Below are 13,590 nucleotides of genomic sequence, written 5' to 3' on the forward strand. Positions count from 1 at the left end.
TCTTATATTTTACGGTATTTTCTCAATGCTGCAACATTCAGGAGAATGAACAGCAGGGAGAATCCAAATAAGTAGGACATATTTCCAATTAAATCACCGAAAGATGCACCTCTGATCATGATATCCCGCAGCCCATCCGCTGCATAATACAGCGGTGTGAAAGGAGCAATCCAGCTCAGCCAATCAGTGATCGTGTCCAGATTGAAGAGACCGGAAAAGAATATCTGAGGTATCACGACAATTGGAATGAATTGCATCATCTGCAGTTCATTCTGTGCAAAGGCAGATAAAAGGATGCCGAGCGTCAGTGCTGTCAGGGATAGTAACGCTATGATGATGAGTACATTGATGAAGCTTCCCATCATCAGCATGTCGAGTACATAAATGGCATACCAGGAAATGAAAGCTGCCTGCAGTACGGCGAAAATTCCGAATCCAAGTACATAACTCACGACCATTTCCCAAATCTTTAATGGACTTGCAAGCAGCCGTTCGAGGGTCCCGCTCGTTCTTTCCCGTAAAAAAGATACACCGCTGATCAGGAAGACAAAGAAAAAGATGAAGAATCCTAGAAGTACCGGGCCAAAGGAATCGAACATGCCCATATCCTTTTCTCCATGGATATATTCAACATTAAGGCTTGTTGTACCCTCCTGATTGGAGAAAACGGACTGAACTGCTTTCATGACACTTTGATTGATCGAAGGATCACTGCCCTCCAGCACAAGTGCCGGGGATGCGCCTTGCTTAATGGAAAGGTAGCCGTCAAGCTCTCCCTCATTGATGGATTCTTGAGCTTCTTTTTGGCTGTCGAATGAGATGAATTTATCTTCATCGATTGTTTGAACCATCTTCTCGTTCTCCGCCACAATACCGACCTCTGGGACGTATGGGTCTGAATCAAAGATGAGCCACATCATTGTTAAGATCAGGATCGGTGCAAGAAACATCAATGCCAATGTCCGTTTGTCCCTGAAAAGCTATTTGATGATTCTGATGACAAATCCAGTGATTCTTGACATATTAATGCACCTCCGTTGATAAGAAGACTTCTTCGAGTGAGGAGACACCATATTTTTCTTTAATTAAAGAGGGTTCCTCACTTCCAAGCAGAGTTCCATTCCTCAGCAGTCCAAGCCTGTCACATCGTTCAGCTTCATCCATGACATGGGTGGTGATCAGCAAGGTCCTGCCTTTTCCTTTCAACTCTTGGAACTGCTCCCAGATCTGCTTTCTTAACACAGGGTCGATTCCGACTGTCGGTTCATCCAGAATGAGCACTTCCGGGTCATGAAGAAGGGCTATGGCAAGTGAAAGCCTGCGTTTCATCCCGCCTGAATAAAGGGCTACAGGTTTATCGAGATGAGCAAGGAGATCGACCGTTTTCATGACGCTCCGGATCCTGTCCTCCCTGTCCTTCTTTTTCAGGCTGTAAAGGGAAGCGAAGAAATTTAGATTCTCCTTAGCTGTGAGTTCAGTGTATAAAGCATCTGACTGAGCCATATAACCCACAGATGTATAAACTGCTGCTGCCTTTAAAGGACTGCCTTTAAATTCAACAGTTCCTGAGTCAGGTGATTCCAAACCTATGAGCATCTTTACAAGGGTCGTCTTCCCAGATCCTGAAGGACCTATCAATCCGTAAATTTCGCCCCTCGGCACCTTCAATGAAATATCAGTGAGAACATCCTGCTTGCCGAAGGATTTGTGAATACTTTTCATATTGATGATGGATTCCAAAATGAACACCTCCACGTTAATGAGTGATTACTCACTTTTATAATAAATCACAAACAGTTTAATGTAAAGTGAGTAATCACTCATTTTATCCCTTAAATAAAAAGGAAGAAAAATTTCTTCCTAAAATGCATCCCTTATAGAGCGGATGACTTGAACATCATATTTATTGAGGGAAACCCCTGAGGTTACCATTTCCTGCGCTACTGCAGGGCGCATGCCTGTGATTGCCACAGAGACACCAAGGAGCCTGAGGGCATTGAGGAGCCCGCTGATGGAATGGAAAAATTGTTGGTTGGCTTCAATGATGGAGGAAAGATCAACAATCAGCGAAGAAAGCTTCTGTTTGGAAACACTGATTAACACCTTTTCAGTAATCAGTTCAATTTCCAAGTCATCAATGATCGTTTGATTGAGCGGAAGGACCCCTTTTCCTTCAGGGAGGAGGATGATATTGGCTGCCATCTGCTCCAGGTTAAACTTGAATTTTTCTTCTTTTTGGACAAACTCGGTTACATCAGAGAATTCAGCCAACGCTCCTATGATGCTTCCGTTTTCTTCCAATACATGGGTTTCCAGGTTGAAGTAGCTATTGAACTTTCCGAACTGGTAAGGCATTCTTCTGACCTTTACAGGCTTTCCGTATTTTACTGTGTTTTCTATATGGCGTACATCTTCCGGGGCATCCGGAAACAGGTCATATGCATTCATAAGAAGGACTTTTTCTTTTTTTACCTCTAACAATTGTTCGCACGCCGGATTCAAATAAATGATGCGATAGTCAGTATCAAGTATCAAGATTGCATTCTTTAAGAAATCCATGACGTTGGAGCTTTGTTCGCTTATAGGCAATATACTGTTATTCAAAGCTTGTCCTCCTGAAATAAGACTTTCATAAAGTATAGCATCATATTGGTTGAAATATCCAACGGTGCTGCAGGAATAACGTGAATAATAATAGTAGATATATAGTGGACATTTAATTGATAAAGGGGAAATCTAATGAAGGCAGCAGAAGAAATCCTGGAAGTGTGGAGTAGGTTTGACGGTTTTCCAATGGATACGCTGACACAAGTATGGCTTAACCGCAGGGAGAGGGCGAAAAGCAGCGTGATATAGAGGCATTCAAAAGACATAGAGTCCAATCTTGGGTTTCTCCAAAAATAACAATATATGCTAAAACAGCCATTTATAAAAACAGGAAGGGCTAAAAATAGAAAAAGGGCGGGAATGAAGGATTCCCGCCCTTTGTGATTCGGTCCGGCGCTATTTGACCTGGTCATTTTCCCAGTCATAAGTCCAAAAGTGTTCGATTGTCACCCATCTAAGGGCTTCAGGGTCCTGCGCGGCAATTCCCTGCTCGATCTGTGGAAGCATCCAGGCTGTCTGTGAGCTGTGTGCTTTCATAGTCTCGATCTTTTGGTCTTTTACATCCCGGATATCATTCGTGATGTCCGGCTGCCCCAAATGTTCTTTGCAGTCATTTGAAAATGCGAGGCAGTGAAGCTTTGGACGGGAAGCTTTAGGAAGGCGGCGGACGGCTCTTACCACTGCACGCGCTGTGGCTTCATGGTCTGGATGTACGGAGTACCCTGGGTAGAATGTGATGATCAGCGAAGGATCCAATTCTTCTATGAGCTCTGTCACCATGTTGGCCAGTTTTTCGTCATTTTCAAATTCCAGCGTCTTATCACGGTAGCCCATCATCCGCAAGTCAGTGATTCCCATGACTTCAGCCGCCTTCTTAAGCTCCTTTTTACGGATGAGCGGAAGGGATTCGCGGGTTGCAAATGGGGGATTTCCCAGGTTGCGGCCCATTTCTCCAAGTGTCAGGCAGGCATACGTAACAGGAGTGCCTTCTTTGATATGTTTTGAAATCGTCCCGGAAACACCGAATGCTTCATCATCGGGGTGAGGGAATATTACAAGAACTTGTTTTTCTTTTTCCATACTGTAACCTCCTAGAATTCAAAGGGAGTCCGTTTAAAAAGGTGTTGGACTGATCTGCAGTGCCACAGCGAGCTTGCCGCTATTGTCATGTCCTGCAAGCAGCAGCTGGTTTTTCTCTGTTTTCTCATAATGTGTCAGGCCTTCAGCATAAATCCAGCCGATATCGAGTTTCAGGCCGGCCCTGAAAGGCCCGTCTCCGATGATTTTCCCGTGTTCATAATTCACTCTGGCGTTGCGTATGTATGCGCCTGCAGAGAAGAAGTCTTCATTAAAGTGGGAAGCATAAGCCCCATTTGTTGTTTCCAAATGTATATAAACGTCTTTCCGGGCAAATTCATTGATCAATTCCTGAACCTTTGCCAGCGTAATAGGTTCCATACCATGGCCTCCTTATCCGGTTATAAATATGATTAGTTCCCATTTTACTAAAATCGCCAATGGATTGCGAAAACAACGTTTCGGGCAGCCGTTGAAATTGCAAGAGGAACCGGAAAGAACAGCCGCTGAACCGTGTGCTTACACGGTTCTTACTATAACCATAAAAAAAGGCCCCCATTCGGGAGCCAATCAAGGTTAAGATAAAAAGCTGTTAAAGGTTAAGATAAAAAGCAGTCAGCCAACAGGATTATTCGCTTTTGCTTCCGACAACGACTACTTTCCCTTTGTCCAATTCTTCTTCATAGTGGTCTGCTTCTGATTCGGTTAAGCCAAGGGAACTCATCTTGGAACGAAGCTCATCTCCGCGCTTCTTGAATGTGTTGCCCAGGGAATCGAACATACCTTGTTCGCTCATCCCGACGCTTTCCGTATGTGTTCCTTCAGTAAGGTCTTTTGAGCGCTCCTTGTCATGGGCAAAGATATAGATATGATCTTTGTCATAGCCAAGGGAATTCAATTCTTCAATTACCTTCGTTGCATGTACTCCATTTTCTACAGTGTGTACTTCATACATAGTAACTGCCTCCTCTAATTATTTACTGAAGCGTATATTCATATTTACCCGGTTTTCAAAGAGCTAAACAAGATTAATAGGTAGTGAAATTTAGAAGTTTTTGGATGCGGTAGCCAATGTACTTCAACCAGGTGATTTCATAATCTTTTTCCTTGAACTTTTCTGTGTACAGCCCATCCTTGTTATCCCACAGCCTGGTGAAATAATCCGCCACTTCCTTGTTCACTTCCTGGTCAAGGGGAGTTTCCACCCAAAGATTGGTTTCAAGGTTCAGATCTTCGAAGTTCCTTGTCGTGTAGTTCGTCGAACCGCCGAGGATGATGGCTTTATCTTTCTTCTCAATATAAAGGAGCTTTGTGTGATACTGCTCCATTTTCGTATTGTACCAGCGGATGTGGATGTTTTCCTCTCCTCTGCGATGGAGCTCGGAAGCGACCGGGATGTTGGGAAGCCCCATCTTTTGCTGGCCGAAAGCATTGGTATTCGGGTCGAGGATCATCCTCACTTCCGCCCCCCGCCGCGCTGCACCGATCAGGCTGTTAATGACTTTCCGCTCGGCGATATAGAACATTCCGAGCCAGACGGTATCACCTTTTCCGGCTCTATCCAGTTCTTCCAGGGCTCTTTCATGGATTTTCCCTTCCGTCAGCACCTGTGCTTTAATGCTGCCGCCACTTTCCCCGCTGCTGTTGTAATCCGGCAGCTTCGGCCCTTCCGAGTACCTGGCAGCGGCTTTTTCTGTCTTGAGGATATCCCCGATGATCGGGCCTTTGACTTCAAAGGCAATGTTAGAGTGCAGTCCGCTCGCGTTATGGGGATTTGCAGAGGTGATGAGGGCAGACTGGTCAGTAACCGCAACTTTGCGGTGATTGGCTTTCACGTTCAATAGCTCGAGGTAGGACCTCACTGTTACTTTAGGGGCGGTGGACGCCATTGGATTTGGCAGCCATCCTTTATCTTCTGGTTCCGATTGAAACCATTGAAAAAAAGTTCTCCAAACGGAACTGTAGACAAAGTTCGAATCTCTTAAAGGCAACAGATCAGTGTACATGACGTCTATACCGTTTTCCTTAAGGTCTTCCACTTCAGGAGCAGGGTGCGATCCGTATGTAGTGTTGACATGGTCGGTGATGAAAACCATTTCCATATCAGGGTCCTGCCGCTTTTTTTCAATCAAAGCCTTTGCAAGGTTTCCTGCTAAATCGGGCATTTCATATTCTCCATCATAATAGCTGTTGAAAAGAAACATATCGATGACGACAAAATCTTTTGCTTCTGCAATCATTTGATTGACCCGTTCGAATATCCTTGATTCATGAAAAAATTGTCCAGCGGGATCTTTATAGGAGAGGTCGTAAAGGAAGTCGATATCATTTGTCCTGAAGATTTCGCCCTCGTAGGAGATGCCCTCGGGGAGGGGTTTGTGAGTTTGATAGAACATGACCGATCCAAAATATACCAAAATAAGGAGTGTAATGAGAACAGATCTCTTTTTACCCCAATTCATCAAGGGTTTCATGGGTTTTTCCTCCATCTGAATAGTAATAAGTACTTTACCCTCTTTAGGAAATATGTATTCCAACTTTCGGCAATATTTTCTATAATATGAGGGAGGATGGTGAATGGATTGAAAAGTAATGAAGCTAGAATTAGAGAAATAGAGTCTCTTTTAGCAGAAATAAGGGATAGCAGCCAGCAGGCAAGCGCCACGGCCGTTTTAGATAGAGGGAAAATCAGAATGCCTTTCTTCAAGGCTGGAAAAGCACTATTCAGTGTTTGGAAGAGTAAGTTCCTCATTTTGCTGTTCATTGTGATTCTGGTTATATCGGGATTATCGATAGGGATATATTCCTGGCTTTCGGGAAGCACTTTCCAGCAGGAACAGGGGTCCTTTGTGGAACAGATCAAAGACATGAACTCACTGGCAACAGCACAGTCTTTCACAAAGGCAGTAATTGAGCAGGAAGACAATAAAGTTTTCGGGAAAGAAATTTCCGCGGACATTCCCGGAACGAAGCGGAAATTGTTACTGGTGGTCCCAGGGTCTGTTTTAGCCGGGGTCGACCTGGAAAAAGTGTCCGAAAATGATATTTTGATAGATGAAGAGGGAAAAGAAATGACGATTAAGCTGCCAAGAGCAGAAATCCTTCAATCGCCTTCAATCGATATGGAGAACGTTAAGACCTTTTCTGTGGAAGGAATCTTCAGGAATGAAGTCGATTGGGAAGAAGGTTTTGCTTTTGCTGAGGTAGCCAAGGACTTGATTCAGCAGGAAGCGATTGACCAGGGATTGCTTCAGACCGCAGAAAAGAATGCTGAAAAATCCCTGAAGGAGTTCTTCAGCCAGCTTGGCTACAACGTAACGATCGAATATAAGAATTAGCATGAAAGGGTGTAAATCATGGCAGGTATTCTTAGAAACGATTGGAACCATGTTTTGGAAAACGAAACAGAAAAAACTTATTTTCATGAATTGCAGGAGTTTCTTGAAAACGAGTATCGGACGGAAGAGGTATTTCCAGAGAAACAGAATATCTTCAATGCGTTAAATTCGACGCCCTATAATGAAGTGAAAGTGGTCCTGCTTGGCCAGGATCCTTATCACGGCCGGGGGCAGGCACAAGGCTTGAGTTTTTCAGTAGGGAAAGATGTGAGAATTCCCCCTTCGTTAAAAAACATTTATAGAGAGCTTCATGATGATATCGGCTGTGGCATCCCGGATCATGGAAACCTGAGTAAGTGGTCGGAGCAGGGAGTGCTTCTGTTGAACACCGTGTTGACAGTCAGGGAAGGGCAAGCGCATTCCCATAAAGGACAAGGGTGGGAAACCTTCACAGACAAGGTGATCGAGCTCCTGAATAATAGGGAGAATCCGCTTGTATTTATGTTGTGGGGGCGCCCCGCCCAGGAGAAGCTGAAGTTGATCGACAGCAGCAGGCACTTTGTCATCCAGTCTCCGCACCCCAGTCCATTCTCTGCCCGAAAAGGCTTCTTTGGAAGCAAACCTTTTTCCAGGGCAAATGAGTGGCTGAAGGAAAATGGAGGAGAAGAGATCGACTGGTGTATAGAGTAAATATGTCATGTTCCGACAAATAAACAGCTGTTTCACGTGAAACATTGGAGCTTGAAGCGAAGCAAGGCGGAAAACGCTTTGCTTTTTTCATTGATTCCAGGCTGTTTTTGCAATTAATGCCGTTTTTCAGATGCATTCCAGGATCTTTTTCCAAAGTGACGGAATAGCGCCGGTTTCCTTGCTATCCCGTTGGCGAATTCCTCCGGTTTAATTTGGAATGCATATTATATAGCAGCAAGGTTTACGGAAAGAGCTTCGTCATGTAGGTTCCTGGTACAAATAGTTTATTTGAGAGGTACCGGGAAGCCTTCAGTGCCTCATGCAAAAAGGGCAAATTGTACCAGGGACCAGAACGGTTTTCAGCAGGCAATTTTGATATAAGTTTGATAGAATAGGGAAGAATGACTGGATAGGGAGACGAGGAAATTGCCGGAGAAAAAGATCAATTGTTTTCAATGCCAACATTTTTATACAACATGGGAACCTGCCCATCCACGAGGATGCAAAGGCTATGGATTTAAGACCAAGGCGATGCCTTCCCTGATCGTTTTGCGTTCTTCGGGAGAAAGCTGCTTGAAATTCACATCGAAAGCTGGAAACGGAAAGTAGATTTCCTGTCATTGGCGGGCATTCTTTTTAAGAGTGCTGTTTGGTTAAAAGACGATGAAATGAGACAATTCGAGATGTTATAGGGAATTGGTTCATTACTAATAAAATTCTTTTGTGAAATTGGAGCGGGAACCTGAAGCAGAAATCAATCTGCAGACTACATAAAATAAAGACTGTTTTCACATATATTGTTGGTTTCGGATTACAAAGTTTTTATTCACGAAAAAGAACTAGAAGCTCTTTTCTTTCCTGCTCACCGGGATCTTACGGCGATTTAACAGGATATTATTTGAAATTTATATTGAATAACAATAAAGTTTCCGAAAAGGGCGAAAACAAAAGAGCAGAGGAGGGACACGATGAATATATCTCACGTCTCATTGATTAATAAAATGGAACAGGAACTGCTAAGAGCCAAGAAAGCAGAAAGGCCGCAAAACATCCGTGAACACATCAATTCAATCAAAGCGCTATGCGAAGTCATGCTGGAAAATGACAGTATCAGCTCAAGCCAGCCTGCTTACTCAAATCAAATGCCGGCCCAGCAAATGACAATGCCTGCCGGCAGCCAGCAGTCCCAGACAGTCAGAATCAGTGAAGAAAGCAAGTTGGAAACGGATGACGGAGCAAATGGAGACTCGCTGTTTGAATTTTAAATTTTACTGAACGGAGTGTTGGAAGATGAAAACATTTATCATTATTGGGGCCATCAATGCTTTTCTAGCGGTGGCACTGGGAGCTTTCGGAGCCCATGCATTGGAAGGGAAAATCTCACAGAAGTATATCGACACATGGAATACAGGGGTGCTGTACCAGATGTTCCATTCGATCGGGATCCTGATCATCGGGGTGCTGGCTGGGAATATTGCTGCGAGTTCACTGCTTAACTGGTCGGGCTGGTTAATGCTTATCGGAATTGTGTTATTCTCAGGAAGCTTATATGTCTTAAGCCTGTCAGGCGTCAAAGTCCTGGGGGCCATCACGCCTTTAGGCGGGGTCGCATTCCTGATTGCATGGGTTCTGTTAATCATCACAGCGGTAAAATCAATGTAAACGAAAGGCTGTTTTCGCATATATTGTTGCATTCGGATTTCAAAGGTTTTACTCTCGATAAAGAACGAGAAGCTCTTTTCTTTCCTGCTCACCGGGATTTTTACGGTGATTTACAGGATGTTATTTGTAATTATATTGAATAGCAACAAAGTTTACGAAAAAAAGCCAAACGAAAAGACTGCGTGCCTAATCAGCATGCAGTCTTTTGTTTAGCCTATTACCTTGGCGGATAAGAGGCTGCCGGTCCCGCCCCTGAACCAAATGGATATTCATATTCGATTTCTTCATCAAATGTAATGTAGTCGAGATAGATCATCGGCAGCAAGTAACGCATACCTGTTTGAGGGTCACTCAGGACCAGGTGATCACGGCCGGCAGCTTCAATGATCCCTTTGAATACTTTGGCATTCCACTCACGGTTGTTTTCAAAAGTCATATAGACAGTTGCGACTTTGCCTTTGTTAAGGCGGAGGATATTTTCGATATATGATTCTTCTAAAGGCAGCTGGCCGGGAAGGTTTTGTGAAGGGCTTTGAACACCGCCGACCTGTTGACCCTGCATGCCCTGGCCGCCGTAATACTGCCCTCCGGAATAGGTCGGGGGCTGGCCGTAATAGGGCTGGCTGTAACCATATCCATAAGGATTTGAACCGCTTGATTGTTTCACAATACAGACCTCCTTGATTAATGAAAATCCTTCTTAACGAAGGTGTTACACAGCTGAGTCAAAAAAACGCAGATACACGGCTGATACTCCCTTTCTTTAGGAATAAAGAAGATGATGATAAAAGAGAGTGTGCCTATTTTCACTATTTCATTTTTATGTGGAGGGAGGACGGATTATTCCAAAACAGAGATACAATTAAGGAGATTTTCATGAGTATCCATTAGTTGATATGCAGAGTCTCTGATGTCACAAACTAATTTCATCTGCAGAAGGTGGCCTGGGTGATTGAACGAAAGCCGGGCGTTCTCTTAAGGGCTGTTCCGGTATAAAAGGAACTTGTTGCTTATGGAAAAATTCCAAGTTTTTTTACTCTGGAACATGAAAGAGCAGCTCTTTTCTTTTGTGCTTACCCGGGGTTCTATGGGGTGAATATCAGGATATTATTTTAGATTTACATAGAATAGCATAAAAATTTACGAAAAGAGCCTGAAAAAAAAGACCAAACAGAAAATCACCTGTTTGGTCTTCAGTAGGTATTAAACTTCGAGGAATCGGCCGATATTGTCTTCTTCCAGAAGGTTTCCAACGAAGAATGTGCCGAAGTCGCCGTAACGTGCGCTGACTTCATCAAAGCGCATTTCATATACCAGCTTCTTGAATTGAAGGACATCATCAGCAAACAATGTAACGCCCCACTCATAATCATCAAAACCGACAGAACCAGTGATGATCTGTTTTACTTTGCCTGCATACTGGCGTCCGATCATACCATGGCTGCGCATAAGGCTGCGGCGTTCTTCCATCGGAAGCATATACCAGTTGTCGTTGCCTTGGCGGCGCTTGTCCATCGGATAGAAGCATACATGCTTCGCCTTGGGGAGGATCGGATATAGGCGGGCACGGACATGCGGATTTTCGTATGGATCTTCGCCGTCAGCAAGATAATTGCTCAATTCTACTACTGACACATAAGAGAATGTCGGAACAGTATACTGAGCAATTGTCAGTTTATTGAATTCAGTCTCAAGCTCATTCAACTCTTCCATCGTCGGGCGGACGATCATCAGCATGAAATCTGCCTTTTGGCCGACGATTGTATATAGAGCATGGCTTCCTTCTTCTTTGCTCTGTGTATTATTCAACTTTTCAAGGAATCCGTGAAACTCCTTGATTGCCGCTTGTCTTTCATCGCTTGAAACCATTTTCCAAGAAGTCCAGTCCATTGCACGGAAATCATGCAAAGAATACCAGCCATCTAACGTTTGAGCCGGTTCACTCATGTCAATCACTCCTTTTAAACTTATATGCACCCTTACTATATCATAGTTTGGCCCAATATCCCGAATTGGAATCTTGACTGAAAAACGACAATTCTTAAGGGGGTTTTTGAGCTGAATTGCATAACGGCACAACGGAAAGGGAACAATAAAGCAGGTTGAAAAGGAACAAATTTTCGAAAAACAAAAACATTTTAAATGGAAACGCTGCCACTGTCTGTTATTCTTGAAATCTTTCCGCAGAAGAGTATGCTAAAAGTGGATATATGAAGGAGGGCTTTTCATGAGCAATCTATTTGAATCACTAAAAGCGAAGGTTACTGGCAAAAATTTAAAAATTGTATTTCCTGAAGGACAGGATGAACGAATCCTGGCAGCCGCTTCCCGTCTGGCCAAAGATGGAATCCTTACACCGGTCATCATCGGAAATGCCGTCAGCGTACAGTCAAAGGCTCAAGAGGTCAATGCTTCTCTTGAAGGCTGTGAAATCCTTGACCCATCAGACAACGAGTTCATGGAGGAACTTGTGCAATCCTTTGTGGAAAGAAGAAAAGGCAAAGCGACTGAAGAAGATGCGAAAAAAATCCTGCTGGATGAAAACTACTTTGGTACAATGCTTGTCTATACAGGAAAAGCGCACGGGCTGGTAAGCGGTGCGGCCCATTCCACTGCAGACACCGTCCGTCCGGCACTGCAGATCATCAAGACAAAAGAAGGAGTCCGCAAAACATCGGGTGTATTCATCATGGTAAGGGAAGATGAAAAATATGTATTTGCAGACTGTGCGATCAACATTACACCGGACAGTCAGGATTTAGCTGAAATCGCAATTGAAAGTGCGAAAACAGCGGAAATGTTTGATATCGACCCGCGTGTCGCCATGCTGAGCTTCTCAACAAAAGGATCAGCGAAGTCTCCTGAAACGGAAAAGGTAACCGAAGCTGTAAACATCGCGAAGGAAAAGGCACCTCAATTGACATTGGACGGAGAGTTCCAGTTTGACGCCGCTTTCGTTCCTTCCGTTGCAAGCAAAAAAGCTCCGGATTCAGTAATTAAAGGTGATGCCAATGTTTTCGTTTTCCCAAGCCTTGAGGCGGGCAACATTGGATACAAAATCGCACAGCGCCTGGGGAACTTTGAAGCGGTAGGCCCGATCCTTCAAGGATTGAACGCACCGGTCAATGACTTGTCCCGCGGCTGTAATGAAGAAGACGTTTATAAACTGGCGCTGATCACAGCGGCACAGGCTATATAAATACAAGCAGCGGTCTCCTCCGGGGGCCGTTTTTGGGTTCAAGGGACGATATCTCCGGTTCAGCCCGGTTGTGGTATAATAATCCCCATGATAATTGAAGGAGAAAGATCGATGGAATTGCAAAAGAATCAATCATTGTTAATACAGCCAGAATGGCGAATCATAGACCAATCCAGTTTGGGCCCGATGTTTGATGCGCTTCAATCCTTTGCGATGGATGACACCCTTTGCACCTCGGTAGGTGCCGGGAATTCCCCATCTGCCGCGAGGTCATGGGTTCATCACGATACGATTGTCTTAGGGATACAGGATACAAAGCTTCCGGAGCTTGAAGCGGGTCTTAAGGTACTGGAAGACAGCGGATATCGATACATAGTCCGAAACTCCGGCGGGCTGGCGGTCGTCCTGGACGAAGGGGTCCTCAATCTGTCCCTGGTTTTCCCCGACTCGGAAAAAGGGATCGATATCAATCGCGGGTACGATGCAATGCTTCAGCTGACAAAGGAAATGTTCAAAGACTTCCCGGTTCACATCGAAGCAAAAGAAATCGTCAATTCCTACTGCCCTGGCAGTTATGACCTCAGCATCAATGGTAAGAAGTTCGCCGGCATTTCACAGAGGAGGATCCGGAACGGTGTGGCCGTGCAGATCTATCTTTGTGTGAATGGCAGCGGTTCGGACCGGGCGCAGGTCATAAGAGACTTTTATCACGCCGGAAAAAGGGAAGAAAGCAGGAAATTTATCTTTCCGGAAATCCACCCGGAAGTCATGGCATCACTGTCAGAGCTCCTCGGCACTGAACTGACGATTCAGGATACAATGCTGCGGTTTCTGCAGTCCCTGAAAGGATTCAGCGGGAAGATTTTTGCCAGCCAGCTCGAGGGTGAGGAACTCACATTATATGAAGGTTATTTGGACAGGGTTCATCAAAGAAATGAGAAAGTGCTGGAGAATCAGTCTAAATAGCAAAGAAAAACACTGGCCGTGGTTAGCCAGTGTTTTTTAGTGCTCTTTTCG

The 13,590-nt window shown here is 44.4% G+C and carries 14 protein-coding genes and 1 pseudogene; 6 read left to right on the forward strand and 9 right to left on the reverse strand.

The annotated features are described in order from the left end of the window. Positions 1-2: 2 nt before the first annotated feature. The 7 genes and pseudogenes from D3H55_RS19900 to D3H55_RS19930 form a co-directional block, all read right to left on the reverse strand. Positions 3-1,022, reverse strand: a pseudogene (locus D3H55_RS19900) (ABC transporter permease). A gap of 1 nt (position 1,023) precedes the next feature. Then, entirely contained in the window at positions 1,024-1,749 is a 726-nt protein-coding gene (locus D3H55_RS19905; RefSeq protein WP_338067965.1) for an ABC transporter ATP-binding protein, read from the reverse strand. A gap of 111 nt (positions 1,750-1,860) precedes the next feature. Then, positions 1,861-2,604: a PAS domain-containing protein gene (locus D3H55_RS19910; protein WP_119549057.1), complete on the reverse strand. Its 744-nt coding sequence runs from the start codon at positions 2,602-2,604 to the stop codon at positions 1,861-1,863. Between the two features lie 399 nt (positions 2,605-3,003). Further along, positions 3,004-3,687: a bacillithiol biosynthesis deacetylase BshB2 gene (gene bshB2 / locus D3H55_RS19915; RefSeq protein ID WP_119549058.1), complete on the reverse strand. Its 684-nt coding sequence runs from the start codon at positions 3,685-3,687 to the stop codon at positions 3,004-3,006. Between the two features lie 33 nt (positions 3,688-3,720). Next, positions 3,721-4,065, reverse strand: a complete 345-nt coding sequence (locus D3H55_RS19920) for a YojF family protein (protein WP_119549059.1) — start codon at positions 4,063-4,065, stop codon at positions 3,721-3,723. A gap of 247 nt (positions 4,066-4,312) precedes the next feature. Further along, a complete protein-coding gene (locus D3H55_RS19925) occupies positions 4,313-4,639 on the reverse strand; it encodes a YflT domain-containing protein (protein ID WP_119549060.1) in 327 nt (108 codons plus the stop codon). A gap of 73 nt (positions 4,640-4,712) precedes the next feature. Next, positions 4,713-6,158, reverse strand: a complete 1,446-nt coding sequence (locus D3H55_RS19930; RefSeq protein WP_119549061.1) for a phospholipase D family protein — start codon at positions 6,156-6,158, stop codon at positions 4,713-4,715. 96 nt (positions 6,159-6,254) lie between these two features. Here D3H55_RS19930 and D3H55_RS19935 point away from each other — a divergent pair, with 96 nt between their 5' ends. The 4 genes from D3H55_RS19935 (at position 6,255) to D3H55_RS19955 (ending at position 9,374) form a co-directional block, all read left to right on the forward strand. Next, positions 6,255-7,022 carry a DUF4230 domain-containing protein gene (locus D3H55_RS19935; protein ID WP_119549062.1) on the forward strand — a complete coding sequence of 256 codons (768 nt, stop codon included), beginning with the start codon at positions 6,255-6,257 and terminating at the stop codon, positions 7,020-7,022. Between the two features lie 18 nt (positions 7,023-7,040). Further along, positions 7,041-7,712: a uracil-DNA glycosylase gene (locus D3H55_RS19940; protein ID WP_119549063.1), complete on the forward strand. Its 672-nt coding sequence runs from the start codon at positions 7,041-7,043 to the stop codon at positions 7,710-7,712. A gap of 968 nt (positions 7,713-8,680) precedes the next feature. Continuing rightward, positions 8,681-8,977 (forward strand): YwdI family protein, encoded by a 297-nt coding sequence (locus tag D3H55_RS19950; protein WP_119549065.1) that lies wholly within the window; start codon positions 8,681-8,683, stop codon positions 8,975-8,977. A gap of 25 nt (positions 8,978-9,002) precedes the next feature. Next, positions 9,003-9,374: a DUF423 domain-containing protein gene (locus D3H55_RS19955; RefSeq protein WP_119549066.1), complete on the forward strand. Its 372-nt coding sequence runs from the start codon at positions 9,003-9,005 to the stop codon at positions 9,372-9,374. Positions 9,375-9,591: 217 nt separating this feature from the next. On the opposite strand, the gene gerQ is transcribed toward D3H55_RS19955, so the two are convergent. Together gerQ and hemQ are read right to left on the reverse strand one after the other, a co-directional pair. Then, the gene (gene gerQ, locus D3H55_RS19960; protein ID WP_240628696.1) at positions 9,592-10,041 is read right to left on the reverse strand and encodes a spore coat protein GerQ; all 450 of its coding nucleotides are present in this window, start codon (positions 10,039-10,041) and stop codon (positions 9,592-9,594) included. A 536-nt stretch (positions 10,042-10,577) separates the two neighbouring features. Then, positions 10,578-11,321, reverse strand: coding sequence for a hydrogen peroxide-dependent heme synthase (gene hemQ, locus D3H55_RS19965; RefSeq protein WP_119549067.1), 744 nt, complete (start codon positions 11,319-11,321; stop codon positions 10,578-10,580). Positions 11,322-11,601: 280 nt separating this feature from the next. On the opposite strand from hemQ, the gene pta reads away from it, so the two are divergent. Beyond that, the gene (gene pta, locus D3H55_RS19970) at positions 11,602-12,573 is read left to right on the forward strand and encodes a phosphate acetyltransferase (protein ID WP_119549068.1); all 972 of its coding nucleotides are present in this window, start codon (positions 11,602-11,604) and stop codon (positions 12,571-12,573) included. Between the two features lie 117 nt (positions 12,574-12,690). After that, on the forward strand, positions 12,691-13,539 hold the full coding sequence (lipL, locus tag D3H55_RS19975; protein WP_276310257.1) for an octanoyl-[GcvH]:protein N-octanoyltransferase: 849 nt from the start codon (positions 12,691-12,693) through the stop codon (positions 13,537-13,539). The last annotated feature ends 51 nt before the right edge of the window (positions 13,540-13,590 follow it).

Origin of the sequence: Bacillus salacetis, from assembly GCF_003581585.1 — a bacterium.
Classification (GTDB): Bacteria; Bacillota; Bacilli; order Bacillales; family Bacillaceae_B; genus Rossellomorea; species Rossellomorea salacetis.

Bases quoted from the DNA above. Each gene is read 5' to 3' on its own strand.
- bshB2 (WP_119549058.1), bottom strand. From the start codon at position 3,687: ATGGAAAAAGAAAAACAAGTTCTTGTAATATTCCCTCACCCCGATGAT.
- D3H55_RS19920 (WP_119549059.1), bottom strand. From the start codon at position 4,065: ATGGAACCTATTACGCTGGCAAAGGTTCAGGAATTGATCAATGAATTT.
- D3H55_RS19925 (WP_119549060.1), bottom strand. From the start codon at position 4,639: ATGTATGAAGTACACACTGTAGAAAATGGAGTACATGCAACGAAGGTA.
- D3H55_RS19930 (WP_119549061.1), bottom strand. From the start codon at position 6,158: ATGAAACCCTTGATGAATTGGGGTAAAAAGAGATCTGTTCTCATTACA.
- D3H55_RS19935 (WP_119549062.1), top strand. From the start codon at position 6,255: ATGGTGAATGGATTGAAAAGTAATGAAGCTAGAATTAGAGAAATAGAG.
- D3H55_RS19940 (WP_119549063.1), top strand. From the start codon at position 7,041: ATGGCAGGTATTCTTAGAAACGATTGGAACCATGTTTTGGAAAACGAA.
- D3H55_RS19950 (WP_119549065.1), top strand. From the start codon at position 8,681: ATGAATATATCTCACGTCTCATTGATTAATAAAATGGAACAGGAACTG.
- D3H55_RS19955 (WP_119549066.1), top strand. From the start codon at position 9,003: ATGAAAACATTTATCATTATTGGGGCCATCAATGCTTTTCTAGCGGTG.
- hemQ (WP_119549067.1), bottom strand. From the start codon at position 11,321: ATGAGTGAACCGGCTCAAACGTTAGATGGCTGGTATTCTTTGCATGAT.
- pta (WP_119549068.1), top strand. From the start codon at position 11,602: ATGAGCAATCTATTTGAATCACTAAAAGCGAAGGTTACTGGCAAAAAT.